At 55.6% G+C, this 18,361-nt stretch carries 15 protein-coding genes; 12 read left to right on the plus strand and 3 right to left on the minus strand.

Going from position 1 to position 18,361, the window contains the following annotated elements:
* Positions 1–50 precede the first annotated feature (50 nt).
* Both M2119_RS05225 and M2119_RS05230 read left to right on the plus strand, forming a co-directional pair.
* Entirely contained in the window at positions 51–2,138 is a 2,088-nt protein-coding gene (locus tag M2119_RS05225; protein WP_280803887.1) for a primosomal protein, read from the plus strand.
* Complete coding sequence (locus M2119_RS05230; RefSeq protein WP_280803888.1) at positions 2,135–3,214, plus strand: HAD-IIA family hydrolase; 1,080 nt, start codon at positions 2,135–2,137, stop codon at positions 3,212–3,214. The genes M2119_RS05225 and M2119_RS05230 overlap by 4 nt, the downstream gene beginning before the upstream one ends.
* A gap of 53 nt (positions 3,215–3,267) precedes the next feature.
* Here the strand turns inward: M2119_RS05230 and M2119_RS05235 are convergent, their stop codons facing one another.
* The 3 genes from M2119_RS05235 to M2119_RS05245 all read right to left on the minus strand — a co-directional run bounded on the left by M2119_RS05235 (position 3,268) and on the right by M2119_RS05245 (position 7,261).
* Positions 3,268–4,926: a solute symporter family protein gene (locus tag M2119_RS05235; RefSeq protein ID WP_280803889.1), complete on the minus strand. Its 1,659-nt coding sequence runs from the start codon at positions 4,924–4,926 to the stop codon at positions 3,268–3,270.
* The gene (locus tag M2119_RS05240) at positions 4,923–5,240 is read right to left on the minus strand and encodes a DUF485 domain-containing protein (RefSeq protein ID WP_432418515.1); all 318 of its coding nucleotides are present in this window, start codon (positions 5,238–5,240) and stop codon (positions 4,923–4,925) included. The genes M2119_RS05235 and M2119_RS05240 overlap by 4 nt, the downstream gene beginning before the upstream one ends.
* An 86-nt stretch (positions 5,241–5,326) precedes the next feature.
* Complete coding sequence (locus M2119_RS05245; RefSeq protein WP_280803891.1) at positions 5,327–7,261, minus strand: propionyl-CoA synthetase; 1,935 nt, start codon at positions 7,259–7,261, stop codon at positions 5,327–5,329.
* Positions 7,262–7,496: 235 nt separating this feature from the next.
* Between M2119_RS05245 and M2119_RS05250 the strand changes: the two genes are divergently transcribed.
* The 10 genes from M2119_RS05250 (at position 7,497) to M2119_RS05295 (ending at position 18,361) form a co-directional block, all read left to right on the plus strand.
* Complete coding sequence (locus M2119_RS05250) at positions 7,497–8,159, plus strand: GntR family transcriptional regulator (RefSeq protein ID WP_280803892.1); 663 nt, start codon at positions 7,497–7,499, stop codon at positions 8,157–8,159.
* A 29-nt stretch (positions 8,160–8,188) separates the two neighbouring features.
* Complete coding sequence (locus tag M2119_RS05255; protein WP_280803893.1) at positions 8,189–9,712, plus strand: MmgE/PrpD family protein; 1,524 nt, start codon at positions 8,189–8,191, stop codon at positions 9,710–9,712.
* Positions 9,712–10,623: a methylisocitrate lyase gene (prpB, locus tag M2119_RS05260; RefSeq protein WP_280803894.1), complete on the plus strand. Its 912-nt coding sequence runs from the start codon at positions 9,712–9,714 to the stop codon at positions 10,621–10,623. Before M2119_RS05255 ends, prpB begins: the two co-directional genes overlap by 1 nt.
* A 40-nt stretch (positions 10,624–10,663) precedes the next feature.
* On the plus strand, positions 10,664–11,788 hold the full coding sequence (locus M2119_RS05265; RefSeq protein WP_280803895.1) for a bifunctional 2-methylcitrate synthase/citrate synthase: 1,125 nt from the start codon (positions 10,664–10,666) through the stop codon (positions 11,786–11,788).
* A gap of 93 nt (positions 11,789–11,881) precedes the next feature.
* Complete coding sequence (locus M2119_RS05270) at positions 11,882–13,096, plus strand: multidrug effflux MFS transporter (RefSeq protein WP_280803896.1); 1,215 nt, start codon at positions 11,882–11,884, stop codon at positions 13,094–13,096.
* 9 nt (positions 13,097–13,105) lie between these two features.
* Entirely contained in the window at positions 13,106–13,264 is a 159-nt protein-coding gene (locus M2119_RS05275) for a hypothetical protein (RefSeq protein WP_280804485.1), read from the plus strand.
* Positions 13,265–13,273: 9 nt separating this feature from the next.
* Positions 13,274–14,068, plus strand: a complete 795-nt coding sequence (locus M2119_RS05280; protein WP_280803897.1) for a TlyA family RNA methyltransferase — start codon at positions 13,274–13,276, stop codon at positions 14,066–14,068.
* A complete protein-coding gene (locus M2119_RS05285; RefSeq protein ID WP_432418500.1) occupies positions 14,065–14,985 on the plus strand; it encodes an NAD kinase in 921 nt (306 codons plus the stop codon). The genes M2119_RS05280 and M2119_RS05285 overlap by 4 nt, the downstream gene beginning before the upstream one ends.
* On the plus strand, positions 14,982–16,670 hold the full coding sequence (gene recN, locus M2119_RS05290; protein WP_280803899.1) for a DNA repair protein RecN: 1,689 nt from the start codon (positions 14,982–14,984) through the stop codon (positions 16,668–16,670). The genes M2119_RS05285 and recN overlap by 4 nt, the downstream gene beginning before the upstream one ends.
* A gap of 14 nt (positions 16,671–16,684) precedes the next feature.
* Positions 16,685–18,361, plus strand: coding sequence for a CTP synthase (locus M2119_RS05295; protein ID WP_280803900.1), 1,677 nt, complete (start codon positions 16,685–16,687; stop codon positions 18,359–18,361).

Raw genomic sequence — 18,361 nt, forward strand, 5'->3', positions numbered from 1 at the left:
CAGCGCTTCTGGCATTGCCTAGAGGCGTTTCAATTACACAGAGGACTCTCATGAGCAATTCACAAGATAATTTCGGCACGCCCGAACGCGAAGATCGACCCCGCCGTGACGGCCAGGGCAACCGCGGTAACCGCTCAGAGGGTTCTCGAGACGAACGACCAAATCGTTATGGCGTTCCACGCGATGGTCAATCACGTCCACAGAGAGACGGACGACCTGCTGCAGGTCGTTCAGATCGACCCACCTATGGTGACCGTGCTTCCCGACCTGATCGTGCAGATCGCCCAGGATACGGTGATCGTCCGCAGCGAAGTGAACGCCCACAGCGTTCGGGTGATCGCCCGTCTTATGGCGATCGTCCACAACGACCTTCGGGTGACCGTCCCCGTTACGGTGAACGTGATGCTGCACCACGCGGAGACCGTCCACGCTATGGCGACCGTGACGGTGCACCTCGTGAAGAACGTCCCTACCGTCCATCCGGTGATCGTCCGTCTTACGGGAACCGTGGTGATCGTAATGCCAGTCCCGAACGCGGTAGCTATGGTCGTGGTGGCAGCAATGGTGCTCCTCGAGGTGAACGCCCCGGGGGAGACCGCGGAGGTCGCCCACCTTATGGAGACCGTCCACAGCGCTCTGGGGACCGCCCTACATACGGAGATCGTGGTGCACGACCCGATCGCGGTGATCGTCCGAGCTATGGCGACCGCCCTCGCGGTGATCGTCCCAGCTATGGAGATCGGGGACCTCGGCCTGAACGTTCTGAGCGTCCTACCTATGGCGACCGCCCTCGCGGTAATCGTCCCAGCTATGGAGATCGGGGACCTCGCCCTGAACGTTCTGATCGTTCAGAACGTCCCTCTTTTGGCGACCGCCCCCAGCGTTCAGAACGTCCCTCGTATGGTGATCGTGGTCCTCGTCCGGAACGTTCTGATCGCTCTGAACGTCCGTCCTACGGAGACCGTCCACGTGGAGACCGTCCTACCTATGGTGATCGTGGCCCACGACCCGAACGTGGAGATCGTCCCTCGTATGGAGATCGCGCGGAGCGTCCCCGTTTCGGTGAACGGGGAGGTCGTTCCGACCGTCCTGGCGCTTCCCGCACGGGCGGCCGCGATGGTGGTCGTTCTGATCGTAATCCTCGCTTTGAAGAACCCGAACTTACAGAAGAGCAGCGTATGGCACGTGAGCTTCGCATGGTTCGCCCGCATCACGATGACCCCTGGATCGATGACGATGTTACCGATGACATGCTCGACAAGGGTGCCCGCAACGAGCTGAAGACGCTCACCAAGGAAAATGCAGAACGAGTTGCGAAACATCTTGTGATGGCAGTCCGTTTGATGGACGAGAATCCTGAGCTTGCACACCAACACGTACTCTCTGCCGCACGTCGTGCTGGTCGTATTGCGATTGTGCGCGAAACCCTGGGTATCACTGCATATGCAACAGGAGACTTTGCATTGGCACTGCGTGAACTGCGCACTTATCGTCGAATCTCAGGTTCTAACGAACAGATCGCACTCATGGTTGATGCTGAGCGCGGTGTGGGGCGTCCCGATAAGGGTCTCGAGCTTGGCCGTTCTGTGGAGCGTTCCACGCTGAGTGAGGCCACTCAGGTTGCGCTCTCCATCGCTATGTCTGGTGCTCGTCTGGATCTTGATCAGGTTGATTTAGCGCTGGCAGAATTGGAAATTCCTCAGCTAGATCCCTCTAAGGCCTTTACCTATAGTCCAGCTTTGTTCCACGCGTATGCAGATGTGTTACAGGAACTGGGTCGTCACCAAGAGGCTGCAGAGTGGACGAGCTGCGCAGAAGTTGCTGAACGTGCGCTCGTTGCTGCTGACCTGATGGAATCCACGGATGAAGACGAACAAGACATTGTTGTCTTTGAAGAGGAACTCGAAGGTGACGAGTTTGATGTCGAAGGTGATACTGCAGAAGACAGCGAACTGTCGCTGGCTGATGTTGTGAGCTCAGGAGAATTTGAGGAAGAGCCAGCTCTCGGAGAACTCAGCGCTGCCGGCGAAGAAGAACTCGTTGCTGCTGGCATTAGTCCTGATGATCTTCTCGAGGATGATGTCCGTGCCATTTTGATCGAGACTGCCCACCTGGATGCCGAGGGAGAGAAGGCGTGAGCCTCTTTTCCAAGAAGAAACCCGAACTCGGTCCGAGCCCGCTGGAGGGAACGACCGTGGTTTTGGCTGACTTGGATGGAGTTGTCTATGCAGGGCCTGGGGCAATTCCATATGCTGTGGAATCTCTCAATGAGGTTCAGCAGAGTATCCGGGTCGGTTACATCACGAACAATGCCTCGCGCACTGCCGCAAGTGTCGCAGGTCACCTTCGTGAACTGGGTTTGAGCTGCCTTGAGGAAGACGTCGTCTCGTCACCGCAGGCAGCAATGCATCTCCTTGCTGGGCTTGTTCCTTCAGGATCCACAATCCTGGTTGTCGGGGGAGAGGGGTTGACATCTGAGCTGGAAAAAAATGGCTATGTTGTGACTTTCTCCGCCGAGGATAAGCCCGCCGCAGTCATTCAAGGCTTCTCGCCAGATTTAGGTTGGCGTCAATTAGCCGAGGCCTCTTTTGCACTCAATGAGCGACCCACAGCAGATGCATTTGGTGGCACAGCAACCGGTGCAGGTCTGTCTGAAGGCATTCCCTGGGTCGCAACCAACATGGACTGGACTATTCCCGTTGATCGCGGTGTTGCACCCGGTAATGGAACACTCGTTTCAGCCGTTCACACTGCCGTGGGGCGCCTCCCCGTCGTTGCAGGCAAGCCGGAACTTCCCATTTTCGAAGAGGCAGCCCGGCGCTTTGGCACCGCCTCCGCGCCAGAGACTGCTCTGTTCATCGGTGATCGTCTCGATACTGATGTGATGGGCGGCAATCGTGCGGGAATGAAGACCGTCTTGGTCCTCACGGGTATTGATCAGGCCAAGCAATTGCTGGCTGCACCGGCAGGATCACGACCAGACTTCATTCTGGGCGATCTGAGGGAGTTATCAGAACCATATCCAGTTGTGAAGACCAACAAAGATGGCTCAGTCGCTGTTCGTGGTGCCACAGTAAAAAAGGTGGGCATGGATCTTGAGATTGTCTCGCGCGGCGAGAACAAACTCGATTTACTCCGTGCCGCCTGTCAGGTCATTTGGGACAGCGGGCTCGCCATCTTTGGTTTCACTGTTCCGGAAGAACTGTATTCCTAGGCTTAACGCAAGAACGCCCCTGGTTCCCCAGGGGCGTTCTTGCGTTGTTGTACTTAGTGGTGGACTTCCTTCTCTGCACCGTGACCGGTGAGTGAACGAACTTCCATCTCAGCGCCAATCCACGAGTTCTCCTTGCGGCCTCCGGAGTAGGTACCGATAATTCCGAGCAAGAATGCCAGGGGAATCGAGACAATACCGGGGTTCTCGAGGGGGAACCAGTGGAAATCCACTCCCTTGATCATGGACAGGGTCAGCGCGCCGGTGGGGTCTGCCTTTCCTGAAACCACAGGGGAGAAGATAATGAGCACGATCGAGGAGATCAGACCGCCATACATCGACCACAGTGCACCGCGCGTGTTGAAACGACGCCAGTACAGCGAGTAGATGATGGTAGGTAGGTTGGCCGAGGCGGCGACGGCGAATGCCAACGCAACCAAGAACGCAATGTTCTGACCTTGAACAGCGATACCACCGATAATCGCCAGTGCACCAATCACCACAATGGTAATACGTGCAATGCGAACTTCAGCGTTGGGGCGGACTTCACCGCGCTTGATTACGTTCGCGTAGATGTCGTGCGCAAACGAGGTGGCGGCGGTGATGGTCAGACCAGCAACCACAGCCAAGATTGTTGCAAACGCAATCGCCGAAACGATACCCAACAGAATCGGACCACCCAATGCTGCAGCCAACAGGGGAGCAGCAGAGTTAGGTCCACCCGGAGCAGCGGCGATAGTTGCAGGTCCCACGAGGACCAGTGCACCGAACCCGAGTACCAGGGTGAAGAGGTAGAACGCACCGATCAGCCAAATCGCCCAGACCACAGACTTACGAGCTTCCTTCGCGGTAGGAACCGTGTAGAAACGCATGAGGACGTGAGGAAGACCAGCGGTACCGAGTACGAGAGCCATACCGAGAGAGATGAAGTCAATCGGGTTCTTTCCGTACTTGTTACCTGGCTTGAGTGCATCGAAGGGAACCTCGAGTGCTGCCGCTGCATCCTGTCCACGCTGGAGCAAGGTACCGAGGTCAAAGCCATTGAGTGCGAGCACCCAAACGGTCATGATCAGTGCGCCAGCGATCAGCAGGCCAGCTTTGATGATCTGAACCCAGGTCGTACCTTTCATGCCACCGACGAGGACGTAGATCACCATGAGGATACCTACGACGGCAACAACCAGAGAGGTTGCGAGGGTATCGGTTGCAGGGATACCCAGCAAGAGCGATACAAGACCACCAGCACCTGCCATTTGGGCAAGCAGGTAGAAGAAGCAGACAACCAGGGTCGAGATGGCTGCGGCCAGACGCACAGGGCGCTGGTGCAAGCGGAAAGAAAGAACATCCGCCATCGTGAACTTACCGGTGTTTCGCATGAGTTCAGCCACAAGCAGCAAGGCGACAAGCCATGCAACCAGGAAGCCGATTGAGTAGAGGAAGCCGTCGTAACCGCTGAGAGCGATAGCGCCGGTAATTCCCAAGAACGATGCGGCAGAAAGGTAGTCACCTGCGATAGCCATACCGTTTTGACCACCGGTGAACGAGCGTCCACCTGCATAGAAGTCATTCGCGGACTTGTTGTTACGGCCAGCGCGAATAACGATGATCATGGTGACAACGACGAAAGCGCCGAAAATCGCAATGTTGAGAACGGGGTTATTCGCACCCGCACTCGTTGTTACAGCGTCGGCTGCGTGTATCAGGATGTTACTCATGCTGCACCTGCCTTTTGCTTAGCTTCGAGTTCGCCACGCAGTTCCGTAGCCAGAGGGTCCAGACGCCTATTGGCGTAGCTGACGTACCACTGCGTAATAGCGAAGGTTGTCACGAACTGGAGTAGGCCCAAGATCAGGCCGATATTGACCGCGCCAAACACGGGTGTTGCCATCCATGCTGATGCGTAGGTAGCAAGAATCACGTAGAGGAAATACCACGCAAGGGCTGCGACTAATAGGGGAATGACGAATCCACGCTGACGTTTGCGCAGTTCTTTGTATTTGGGTGTTTCTTCGAAGGCAGGATAGTCAATCCTGTGATGACCCTTCTCAGTCTCTTCAGTACTCACACGGCCTCCTTGCCGAAATGGATATGGGTAGTGCTTACCAATTTTTCTCGCTAGGGAGCGGGAATCATTGGTTCAGGGTGGACCATGAGGGCCACCGTGAGATCTTCGAGGACAGTGACATCCTCAATAGTGGGAGGGACGACGAAGTCTTCCCCATCCACAATCTGACGCATGGTTCTGCGCAGAATCTTTCCGGAACGAGTCTTCGGTAGACGCTCCAAAATCAAGACATCGCGGAAAGCGGCAACGGGGCCTACCTTCTCGCGGACAAGTGCAACGAGTTCGCCGCAAATCACCTCATGTGGGCGGTCTACACCTGCCTTCAGTGTGACAAATCCGCTGGCACGTTGGCCTTTGAGTTCATCTTTCACGCCGATGACGGCACACTCAGCCACGTTCGGGTGTTGGGCTAGTGCTTCCTCGAGTTGACCGGTGGACAGGCGGTGTCCAGCGACGTTAATCACGTCATCAGTGCGGCCCATCACGAAGACATAGCCGTCCTCATCGAGGTAACCCGAGTCGCCCGTGGCGTAGTAGCCAGGGAAAGCATCCAAATATGCCTTCTGATACCCCTCGGGCCGGCCCCAGAGTCCAGCGAGTGTCCCAGGAGGCATCGGCAACTTGATTACGATGTTGCCCTCTTCGCCCTGCGTCACGTGACGACCCTTACTGTCTACAATCTCTACCTGGTAACCGGGCACAGGAACCGTAGATGACCCAGGCTTAATGGGCAGTGTCTCAATGCCCCGAGGGTTTGCGGTGATAGGCCAGCCCGTTTCGGTTTGCCACCAGTGATCCACGACGGGGATACCGAGACCTTCACTTGCCCATTCCAGAGTTTCAGTATCTAGGCGCTCGCCGGCCATGAACAACGTATGCATAGAGCTCAGGTCATAGCGAGCACGTTCCGTCAGACCTGGGTCTACCCGTCGAATGGCGCGCAGTGCCGTGGGAGCAGTAAACAGTGCACGTACTTTGTAGTTGTCCACGATGCGCCAGAATGCACCCGCATCGGGGGTGCCCACGGGCTTACCTTCGTAAATGACAGTCGTGGCACCTGCAAAAAGTGGAGCGTAAACGATGTAGGAGTGTCCCACCACCCACCCGACATCAGAGGCAGCCCACATCACTTCACCGGGCTTGATGTTGTAGATATTGTGCATTGACCAGGTCAGGGCCACGGCATGACCGCCGTTATCCCGAACAATGCCTTTGGGGTTACCGGTTGTTCCGGAGGTGTAGAGAACGTAGAGCGGGTCTGTTGCGAGAACAGGAACGCAATCAGCTGGAGTAGTGCGCTCCACTGCATCATCCCAGTCCAGCCAGGCGACGCCGTTGACGCCATCGTGGTGCTTAATCGTGCCTGGAACGTTTCTCCGCTCCTTCACGATCACGGTGTGAATAGAGCCGTGAGAAAGTTCTAGTGCTTCCGCGACGAGAGGGAGGTATTCCACGGTGCGACCCGGTTCCAGTCCACCGGAGGCAGTCACCAGAACTGTGGGCTTCGCATCGTCGATGCGAACGGCAAGTTCATTCGCGGCAAACCCACCGAAGACAACCGAGTGCACAGCTCCGATGCGGGCACATGCCAACATGGCAAATATTGCTTGCGGAATCATGGGCAAGTAAATAATGACGCGGTCTCCTGCCGTTACACCCTGATCGCGGAGTACTCCGGCAAATGTGGACACTTCGTGCAGGAGCTCTGCGTAGGTGAAGCGGTCTTTCATTCCCGTCATGGCCGAGTCATAGATCACCGCGGTTTGGTCACCGCGACCAGCGAGAACGTGACGATCTACCGCGTTGTAGCAGGTATTGAGTTCGGCACCAGGGAACCATCGGTATACAGGTGCTGCAGAATTATCGAGGGCCACTGTGGGTGGAGTAATCCAGTCCACCGCAGTGGCAGCTTCCAGCCAGAATTTTTCGGGGTCCTCTGTGCACTGAGTGTAGGTACGGCGGTATGCACCGGCTTCTGCAGTCATATCTCGCCTCCTCATTGAGTACAGCTCTCACCGTTGAGAGCTGTGTAGAGCTGTGCTGCGAGGACCGTGTTGGGGAAATAACTTCCTCAAATCGGAACCTTAGAGATGACTGTATACACAAATAGGTAAATCACGCAATATTTCGGGAAGTATTGCGTGTTGAAACACCTGTGTGTATACATAGACAGAACGGTCTGTATACAATGAAGTCACGGATCACAGTCAAGGAGGCATCGTGAGAGCTAGCGATAAGGCGTACAACAAGCTTTTTCACGACATCGTTGACGGCGATCTCGCACCGGGAACAATTCTTGCCGAGGTCGAGCAATCTACCCGCCTCGGTGTCTCCCGGACACCGCTTCGTGAAGCATTGTCTCGACTCATTGCTGATGGACTAGTCGAATCGGCACCAGGGCGCGGTGTCATTGTGACAGAGGTTTCTCTCGAGAACATTACAGAGCTGTATGAGGTTCGTGAAGCGCTCGAAGAGCAGGCTGCCCGACTCGCTGCACAACGTCGAGATCCGAAAGTATTCATTCGCATCGCTGAAGAATTTACTCACGCAGATGAGTTGATCGCTGCGGGTGAAGAAGGTGTTCGTCACTACTACGAGCTCAATGAAAAGTTCGACATAGCGGTCGATGACGCCATCAACAACGCATATTTGGTTTCAGCCCTGCAAAACGCCCGCGTTCACCTTTCCCGCATTCGCCGCATTGCCAAGGGCAATCCAGAGCGACTCCATGAAAGCGCTGTTGAAACGCTGCTGATTATCGAGGCCATTATCGATGGCGATGCCGCATTGGCAGCCCACGCAACCCACGTGCACCTCCACAAAAGCTTGACCAACATTCGCGCCTCTGTGAAGGGGCATCTCACTCACGTCAACGTGGCATAGCTGCAGAGACACCCCTGAAGGGAAATCCCATGAAGCTTCACCACGTGCGCGTCTATAAGAGCGAAGAAACTCTCGAGCGCAAAGACCAGCTGGCGTGGAAGATTGCTGAGGTCGCAACCGATCCTGTTGCCGTGACTGCCGAAGTCACCGACATGGTGATTAACCGCATCATTGACAATGCTTCTGTCGCGGTGGCATCCCTCACGCGCAAGCCTGTCGTGTCTGCACGATCTCAGGCATTGGCACATCCCTCATCGGCAGGTGGCAACGGCGCCAACCTGTTCGGTGAGCCTCAGGAATTGCGCGTGTCTCCCGAGTGGGCAGCCTGGGCAAACGGTGTTGCCGTGCGTGAACTGGACTATCACGACACTTTCTTAGCTGCCGAATACTCCCACCCCGGCGACAACATTCCTCCCATCCTGGCGGTTGCGCAGCATGTTGGGGTGACGGGGGCAGACCTTATTCGGGGGATCGCCACCGGCTATGAGATTCAGGTGGATCTGGTGAAATCGATTTGTCTTCACAAGCACAAGATTGACCACGTGGCTCACCTCGGCCCCTCGGCGGCAGCAGGTATCGGGACCATGTTGGGGCTGTCTACCGAGACGATTTATCAAGCAATCGGCCAGGCACTCCACACCACGACGGCAACTCGTCAGTCGCGTAAGGGTGAGATTTCTTCCTGGAAGGCACACGCACCCGCATTCGCAGGGAAGATGGCAGTTGAAGCTGTAGACCGTGCCATGCGGGGGGAAACCAGTCCCACCCCAATCTATGAAGGCGAAGACGGTGTCATTGCGTGGATGCTTGATGGCCCTACCGCGGCATATGAAGTGCCACTTCCGGAAAAGGGCGAAGCCAAGCGCGGCATTCTGGATACGTATACGAAGGAACACTCGGCTGAGTATCAAGCCCAAGCACTTATTGACCTCGCCCGTAAACTCCATACGGAGCACCCAGAGGTGACGAACCCTGAGAATGTGAAGTCTGTCGTTATCCACACGTCGCATCACACGCACTACGTCATTGGTTCGGGAGCAAACGATCCCCAGAAGTATGACCCCACAGCAAGTCGGGAAACTCTGGATCACTCAATTCCTTACATCTTTACTGTCGCATTGCAAGATGGGTCGTGGCATCACGTGGATAGTTATGCGCCATCGCGTGCAGGTCGAGCAGACACTATTGCGCTCTGGAACAAGACCACCACTCTGGAAGATGCCGAGTGGACACGTCGTTATCACTCCGATGATCCTGCAGTGAAAGCTTTTGGTGGACGGGTAGAGATCACCTTGAACGATGGGACCATCATCGTGGATGAACTTGCCGTGGCAGATGCGCACCCGCTCGGTGCTCGCCCCTTCGCGCGTGCGCAGTACATCAACAAATTCCGGATTCTTGCCACCGGCGTTGTGGACGAGGCAGAAATCGAGCGCTTCCTGGCTCTTGTGCAACGACTTCCTGAGCTCGCCGCGGATGAGATTGGCGGCCTGACCGTCACGGCTAAGCCGGGTCTGTTGGCGACTGCACCGATTCCTCAGGGCTTGTTTTAATGCTGTATTCAACCATCACTCCAGCTGAAAAGCGCCGGCTTTTCCGAGAGCGTTTAGCTACGGGGGAGTTGCTTCAGTTCCCTGGTGCGTTTAATCCCCTCTCGGCCAAGCTCATTCAATCCACAGGGTTTGATGGTGTTTATATATCCGGTGCCGTAATAGCTGCCGATTTGGGTCTTCCCGATATTGGCCTCACTACGTTGACCGAAGTGGCAGGTCGGGGACAACAGATTTCTCGGATGACAGATCTTCCATCCCTGATTGATGCAGACACTGGCTTTGGTGAACCCATGAACCTTGCTCGCACTGTGCAAACGCTCGAGGATGCGGGCGTCGCAGGTATTCATATTGAAGACCAGGTCAACCCCAAGCGTTGTGGGCACCTTGACGGCAAGGCTGTCGTGGACAACGACACAGCCATGAAGCGCATCAAGGCGGCAGTTGATGCGCGCCGTGATGAGAACTTGCTCATTATGGCCCGCACCGATATTCGGGCAGCAGACGGCCTCGATGTGGCCATTGACCGCGCTAAAATGTTGGTTGATGCGGGTGCAGACGCTATTTTTCCCGAGGCCATGAAAGACCTCGGTGAATTTGAAGCTATGCGAGCCGCGCTCGATGTTCCCGTTCTGGCTAACATGACTGAGTTTGGCAAGAGTGAACTGTTTACGAAACAGCAGTTAGCCGACATCGGAATAAACATCGTGATATATCCGGTGTCACTCCTGCGTCTTGCGATGGGTGCCGCCATGCGTGGACTGGATTCGCTGCAGGAAACAGGCTCTCTGCAGGCTGTCGTCCCTGAGATGCAAACACGTGCAGAACTCTACGAGACTCTGGATTACGAGGCCTACAACCACTTCGATTCTGGAATCTTCAACTTCGATCTCACTACCCACACGAAGCACTAGCGCAGGCCACAAGCCGGCTCTCAATGGCGAGGACACACTCATGACGGTACAACCACAGATATTCAAGGGGCTGGCAGGCGTTGTGGTGGATGCCACGGCCATTTCAAAAGTCAACCCTGACACCAACTCGTTGCTGTATCGCGGCTATCCTGTGCAGGAGTTGGCCGCCCAGAAAAGCTTTGAAGAAGTCGCCTGGCTACTCTGGCACGGTGAACTTCCCACACCTGCGGAGTTGTCCTCTTTTGAGCAGTCTGAGCGCGCTCAACGCTCTCTTGATGCACATGTGAAGCGCGTCATTGACGAGTTGCCGTTGACCGCACACCCCATGGATGTTGTGCGCACGGCAGTGAGTGTCATCGGAGCGTCAGACCCCCACGCAGATGATTCTTCTGCTACTGGAAACCTTGCCAAGAGCATCACGCTGTTTGCCAAACTTCCGGCCATTGTTTCGTATGATCAGCGTCGTCGTCGCGGCGAAGGGGTTATTGAACCCCGAGCAGATCTGGACTACTCAGCAAACTTCTTGTGGATGACCTTTGGCGAAATTCCCGATGACGTTGTGGTCACGGCATTCCGCGTTTCACTGATTTTGTATGCAGAGCATTCCTTCAATGCCTCCACCTTCACAGCGCGAGTAATCACGTCCACTCTTTCCGACCTCTATTCGGCCGTGACCGGGGCGATCGGTGCACTCAAGGGCCCATTGCACGGAGGAGCGAACGAAGCTGTTCTTCATATTTTTAATGAAATCGGGTTTGGCCCCGAGGCGGCGCAACGCTCTGAGGCTTGGCTCGAGCAGGCACTTGCGGAGAAGCGCAAAATTATGGGCTTTGGGCATCGTGTGTATAAAAAGGGGGACTCTCGAGTTCCCACAATGCGAGCATCGATGGTGGAGCTCATTGAGTATTACAACCGCCCAGATGTTCTCGACCTCTATGAGGGGCTGGAAGTGGCCATGACGCAACGAAAGGGAATTCTTCCTAATCTTGATTACCCGTCAGGTCCTGCGTATCACCTGATGGGCTTTGACACCCTGACCTTCACCCCAATTTTCGTGGCAGCACGAATCACGGGCTGGACTGCTCACATTATGGAGCAACTCCAGGCCAACGCTTTGATCCGTCCGTTGTCGGCCTACAACGGCGTGGATGAGCGCCACCTCTAAATCTGCTGGGGGTAAAAGCACGGCAGCGCGATGACGTCTCCATCGCGCAGCCGTGCTTTCTGGCTGTTGACCAACGGATAGAGTCAAAGGGAAATGACCTCTCCTATTCCTGCACCTTCTCGAGCAATTCGCGCGTGGAGACTCTTTGTTCTCGGTTCGTTGACGATGTTTGGTGCCGTCTGTATTGATCTCTATCTGCCGGCATTTCCTCACATTGCAGATGCGCTCGGGGTTGAAGTCAATGACATGGGGCTCACGCTGACCTCATTCTTACTCGGTATGGGGATAGGCCAGTTGTTCTATGGGCCGGTGAGTGATCGGTTTGGTCGCAAGCGACCACTGTTGGTTGGCATCATTGTGTTCGTCATCGCCAGCGTGATGTGTGCAACCTCAACCACGTTGATGTCCCTGATTATGTGGCGGTTTATTCAGGCATTAGGCGCCTCTGCTGGCATCGTGATTTCACGTGCGATCGTGCGAGACCTCTATTCCGGGATTGAGATGGCAAAAGTCATGACCATTCTGGGAATGGTTTTTGCACTGGGTCCTGCACTTGCCCCGAGCATTGGCGCACTCGTGCTTCTGTCAGGTGTGTGGCAGTGGGCTTTTTATTCGCTCGCAATTTTTGGGGCCTTCATGCTGATTGGCGTCATGACATTGCCCGAGACGCACCATTCTGAATCGCGGAATAATCACGGTTTCATTAAAGCGACGACCTCTTATGGTGAAATCTTGACGAATAAGGTTTTCCTCACTTCTGCGTTGTTGTTTGGCGCAGATTTTGCCGGATTCTTCAGCTATGTGTCATCCTCGCCCGACATCATGATGGGTGTCTACGGGCTGAACTCAACGGTGTATGCACTGGTGTTTGGAGTCATTTCGCTGTCATTGCTGGTTGGTTCCCAGATCAATCTGCGTATCCTGCCCCGTTTTGGCAATGTGAAGCTGCTCAAGGTGTACACCAGCATTCAGATTGTTGGTTCGATTCTTGTGCTGACGGCCGCGTTAGTCCATGCTCCGTTGTTTGTGGTGCTGGTTCCCCTGCTTTTGGTGTCCTCTGTGGCCAGTTCCATTGCGGGTCTGAGTATGACGGCCAGCATGACGCCCTTTGCACATTTGGCCGGTTCTGCCTCTGCCATGAATGGCATGATCCAAATGGCGTCTGCGGGAATCATTACCGCAGTGCTGGCCGTTTTGCCTTTCGATCCGGTTATCCAGATGGCGGCAGTCATGGTTATTGCTATTACAGCTGCCTTCTTCTTAGCTCGATCCAGGGCCATTCCCGACCTGGCCGCTGCAAGAAAGTAAGATTGGGACGTGACCATTTCTGAAAACTCCACTGCGGACGGTGAGCTTGTCTCTGCCTTGTCCGTAGTAGAGGGTCAACCCCTCGAAACTCGAGCTGAGGGATATGCCAAGCTCTATGACGACCTCCGAGCGCAGCTCGAAGGTGGCGACCTTCCTGCGCGTGACTAACTGGTGACCGTGCAACGTCTTGATGCCGCACTTCCTGAACGAGGTTTAGCTCGTTCGCGTACCCACGCGGCCACTCTCATCGCTGAAGGTTTTGTGCGCGTCGGCGGAAAAGTGGTGAACAAACCCGCAACGAAGGTTTCTGAATCAGATGAGATCAGCGTTGATGGGGCAGATCACTACGTCTCCCGCGCCGCACACAAACTGATTGCAGGTCTCGATGGCTTTGGAATTGATGTTGACGGCCGCCGAGCCTTTGATGTGGGGGCCAGTACGGGTGGATTCACGCAGGTGTTGTTAGAACGCGGTGCGAGCCAGGTCGTGGCGTTGGATGTGGGGCACGGTCAACTCTCTCCCCGTATCCGTTCGGATGAACGTGTACTGGTCGTTGAGGGTGTGAATGCGAAATCACTGGATCATTCGCAACTTTCTGGTTTGGTCAAACAGGATTTTGTTGCCGACATTGTCGTTGCAGATCTCTCCTTCATCTCGTTAACCCATGTGATGGCAGCCTTTAAAGCCTGCGCAACAGCAGAGGCAGACTATGTTTTGTTGGTCAAGCCACAGTTTGAAGTTGGTCGCACGGGCGTCAAAGAAGGCATCGTGACCAACCCCGCATTGCGTGAAGATGCAGTCATGAAAGTACTTTGGTCGGCCTTTGACAACGGCTTGGGCGTCTGTGGCTTCCTGTCGTCCCCAATACTCGGAGGCGCGGGTAATCACGAGTATGTTCTGTGGCTCCGCGCGGATAGTCAATCGAATCCGTCAGAATGGACTCAACAGGTCCACACCGTGACGGGAGCATGAGCATGAGTGCAGTAGTACAGCGCTACATCCTTGTTGTCTCTCACGCTGCCCAGCAGGCCACCTTAGAAGCAGCTGTTGAGGTGTGCCAGCAAATACAAGCACAAGGTGCTACTCCCGTTCTTCGCGACTTAGAAGTCGCCGCGGTTATTTCGCATGCTCCTGAACTTGCCAACCTCCTGGTGCTGGATAAAGACGTGTCTGTTTCGAAAATTGAGTGCGCCATCGTTGTCGGTGGAGACGGCACAATTCTTCGAGCAGCGGAACTCCTTCGTGGCGCCGCCGTCCCTATGTTGGGGGTAAACCTCGGGCATGTGGGCTTCTTGGCAGAAACTGAACGCGACACTATTACGGACACGGTCGCACGTGTGCTGGCCAAAGATTACGACGTCGAAGAACGCAGTACGTTAGCTGTTCGCGTCAAAGTGGGCACCGAAGTGGTTTTTGAAACCTGGGCTCTCAACGAAGCAACTGTGGAAAAAGCTAGCCGTGAGCGCATGCTTGAAGTCATCATTGAAGTTGACCGCAGGCCATTGTCGTCCTTTGGGTGTGATGGTGTGGTGATGAGCACTCCTACCGGCTCCACTGCGTACAGCTTCTCCGCTGGGGGCCCCGTTGTGTGGCCCACCGTTGATGCCATGATTCTTGTTCCCCTTTCTGCACATGCTCTGTTTGCGCGTCCTTTGGTCGTGGGGCCTGACTCGATCTTTGCGGTAGAGATTCTCGAACGTCGCAGTGGGCATGGTGTGCTGTGGTGTGATGGTCGTCGCACGCGTAACCTGCCCCCCGGTGCGCGCGTTGTCGTGAACAAGTCAGATACCTCGGTACTTCTGGCTCGTCTGCACCCCGAGGCGTTCACCGATCGCTTGGTGGAGAAGTTTGACCTTCCCGTTACTGGATGGCGGGGACCTGCAGCGTGATAGAAGAGATTCGCATCCGAGACCTCGGAGTGATCTCTGAGGCTGTCTTGCCTTTAGGGCCTGGTTTTACAGCAATCACCGGTGAAACTGGCGCGGGTAAAACCATGGTGGTCACCGCGCTGGGTTTGCTCCGGGGTGAGCGAGCAGATTCTTCTGCTGTGCGCAACGGCAGTGATACGGCGTGGGTGGAGGGGCGCTGGATTCTGGCCGTGCCTGAAACCATCACCGAGACAGTGACCGATGCTGGGGGGCTCATCGAAGGAGATGAGTTGCTTCTGGGGCGATCTGTTTCAGTGGAGGGACGTTCGCGCGCTGTTGTCGGCGGCCGCAGCACCCCTGTCGCCGTCTTGGGGGAGTTGGGGGAACTCCTTGTTGCTGTTCACGGTCAATCTGATCAAGTGCGCCTCCGGTCACCTGCTGCCCAACGAGAGGCCCTAGATCGCTTTGCGGGAGGTCATTTTGGAGAAATTCTCGGCGAGTATGCCCATGCATTCAAGCGCTGGAAAGCAAATGCTGCGGAACTTGCCAGCATCACGGCGGCCCGTGATGCGCGCGTTCGCGAAGCAGAAGAACTTCGTGCCTCTATCTCGGAAATTGAAGCATTAGCTCCACAGCCAGGAGAAGATGAACAGCTCCGAGCGCTGGCAGAACGTTTGACGCACACGGAAGACCTGCGCATTGCTACAGCTCTGGCTCGCGAAGCACTCTCGTCCGAAGTGGGCGATGGGGCTGATGCGCTTGCGCGCGTTGATGCTGCCAAGCGTCAGGTTGAGAAAATGGCCGATGTTGATCCCGTCCTTGCCGTGATTTCAGACACGTTGACCCAGCTCTCACTCCAGTTACATGAGGTTACCGGCCAGCTATCCAGTCATTTGGCCAATCTTGAAGCTGAAGATGAGCGAGACCTGAACACCATTCAGGAACGTCGAGCAGAACTCACCACACTCATGCGCAAGTATGGTCCCAGCCTCGAGGAGGTGATTGCTCTCCTGGATTCCGGAAGTGCACGCCTGTTCGAGTTGGATAACGATGGCGAACGCATCACCGAGCTCGCAGAAGAAGTGGCAGCCGATCACGCCCTCGTCATTCGCGGAGCTGATGCGCTGCATGAACTGCGCGTAGCAGCCGCCGAGCGACTTTCTGGAGCAGTAACGCAGGAGCTTGCCGCATTGGCGATGCCCGATGCGCAGCTGTTTGTGAAGGTCACGCACGGGGAGGACCTCGCTCTCCACGGGCGTGACACTGTGGAGCTTTTACTCCGGCCACACCCGGGTTCAGATCCTCGCCCCATCTCCAAGAGCGCTTCAGGCGGTGAACTTTCACGCATCATGCTTGCGTTGGAGGTTGTCATCGCTGGAGAAGATTCTGTACCCACGTATGTTTTCGATGAAGTTGACTCTGGTGTCGGTGGTGCGTCGGCGATAGAAATCGGACGACGCCTTGCCCGCTTGGCAGAAAAGTCCCAAGTAATTGTGGTGACCCACTTGGCCCAGGTCGCAGCATTTGCGACTAATCATCTCCGCGTAGTCAAGGACACATCCGGAGATGTAACAGAAAGTAGTGTCCAAGTTCTGCGCGGAGAAGCCCGGGAAGCAGAGATGGCCAGATTGCTCTCTGGTCTGCCAGATTCAGAAAATGCTTTAGCTCACGCCCGCGAGTTGATTCAGCTGGCCTCTGGTCGCTGATAAGCTCTAATTCCGTGGTGAATACTTCGGGATTAAACGTAACCAAGCACATTTTTGTCACCGGGGGCGTCGTCTCGTCACTCGGTAAAGGCCTGACGGCGGCTAGCCTCGGCAATCTTCTCACCGCACGCGGTCTTCGCGTTGTGATGCAGAAGTTAGACCCGTATCTCAACGTGGATCCGGGCACCATGAACCCGTTCCAACACGGTGAAGTCTTCGTCACTGATGACGGAGCAGAGACTGACCTTGACATCGGTCACTACGAGCGCTTTCTGGACATCAATCTTTCCCAGGCAGCGAACGTGACCACGGGGCAGATTTATTCCCAGGTCATCGCCAAGGAGCGTCGAGGTGAGTACCTGGGAGACACCGTCCAGGTCATTCCCCACATCACGGACGAAATTAAGCGCCGTATGCGCCTTCAGGCCGAGGATATTCCTCAGCCAGACGTCATTATTACTGAAATTGGTGGCACCGTCGGTGACATCGAATCACAGCCCTTCATCGAGTCTGCACGTCAGGTTCGTCACGAACTCGGACGAAAGAACGTCTTCTTTGTCCACGTTTCCCTCGTTCCATTTATGGGTGCCTCGGGTGAGCAAAAGACCAAGCCCACTCAACATTCTGTTGCAGCTCTGCGCTCGATCGGTATCCAGCCGGATGCGCTCGTATTGCGCTCAGATCGGCCGGTGACTGAAAGCAACAAGCGCAAGATTGCACTGATGTGTGACGTGGATGAAGACGCCGTCGTCAACGCGGTCGATGTGCCCAGCATCTATGACATTCCGACCATGCTTCACAGCCAGGGCCTGGATGCCTACATTGTCGAGCAACTGGGACTGGACTGCAGTGACGTGGACTGGTCACACTGGTCGCCCCTGCTTGAAGCTGTCCATGATCCTGCACACGAAGTCACTATCGGACTCGTGGGTAAGTACATCGACTTGCCTGACGCCTACCTCTCGGTTACCGAAGCATTGCGTGCTGGTGGTTTCCAGAACCGCACCAAAGTCAACCTGCGCTGGATTCCCTCGGACGATTGCGAAACACACGACGGTGCTGCTGAAAACCTCTCCGACCTCGATGGCATTTGTGTCCCGGGTGGTTTCGGCATTCGCGGCATCGAAGGCAAGCTTGGCGCCTTGAAGTTTGCTCGTGAGAACGGTATACCCACACTGGGGCTGTGCTTGGGTCTGCAGTGCATGGTGATTGAATACGCTCGTAACCTTGCGGGACTCCCGGATGCATCTTCCTCAGAGTTTGACCCAGCAACAAAGACTCCTGTGATTGCCACCATGGCTGAGCAGGTCGACATCATTAACGCCGGTGACATGGGCGGAACCATGCGTTTGGGCCTCTACAAGGCCGCACTCGCACCCGGTTCTTTGGCCGCTACTGTCTATGGTTCAGAGCTGATTGAGGAACGTCACCGTCACCGTTACGAAGTGAACAACACCTATCGTCAGCAGATTGCTGATGCAGGTCTGTCTTTCTCGGGAACATCACCTGACGGTCAGTTGGTGGAATTCGTTGAACTTCCTCGTGACGTTCACCCTTATTACATCGCTACTCAGGCTCACCCTGAACTGCGCTCTCGTCCCAACAACGCACACCCTCTGTTCGCAGGTTTGGTGGAAGCCGCCCTGGAACGCCAGAAGGCAACACGCCTGTTCGATCTCGAAAAGGCATAG

This window comes from Aurantimicrobium minutum, from assembly GCF_029894165.1.
GTDB classification, from domain to species: domain Bacteria; phylum Actinomycetota; class Actinomycetes; order Actinomycetales; family Microbacteriaceae; genus Aurantimicrobium; species Aurantimicrobium minutum_A.

Coding starts and splice junctions, on each gene's coding strand:
- M2119_RS05225 (WP_280803887.1), top strand. CDS start 51: ATGAGCAATTCACAAGATAATTTCGGCACGCCCGAACGCGAAGATCGA.
- M2119_RS05235 (WP_280803889.1), bottom strand. CDS start 4,926: ATGAGTAACATCCTGATACACGCAGCCGACGCTGTAACAACGAGTGCG.
- M2119_RS05245 (WP_280803891.1), bottom strand. CDS start 7,261: ATGACTGCAGAAGCCGGTGCATACCGCCGTACCTACACTCAGTGCACA.
- M2119_RS05255 (WP_280803893.1), top strand. CDS start 8,189: ATGAAGCTTCACCACGTGCGCGTCTATAAGAGCGAAGAAACTCTCGAG.
- prpB (WP_280803894.1), top strand. CDS start 9,712: ATGCTGTATTCAACCATCACTCCAGCTGAAAAGCGCCGGCTTTTCCGA.
- M2119_RS05265 (WP_280803895.1), top strand. CDS start 10,664: ATGACGGTACAACCACAGATATTCAAGGGGCTGGCAGGCGTTGTGGTG.
- M2119_RS05270 (WP_280803896.1), top strand. CDS start 11,882: ATGACCTCTCCTATTCCTGCACCTTCTCGAGCAATTCGCGCGTGGAGA.
- M2119_RS05285 (WP_432418500.1), top strand. CDS start 14,065: ATGAGCATGAGTGCAGTAGTACAGCGCTACATCCTTGTTGTCTCTCAC.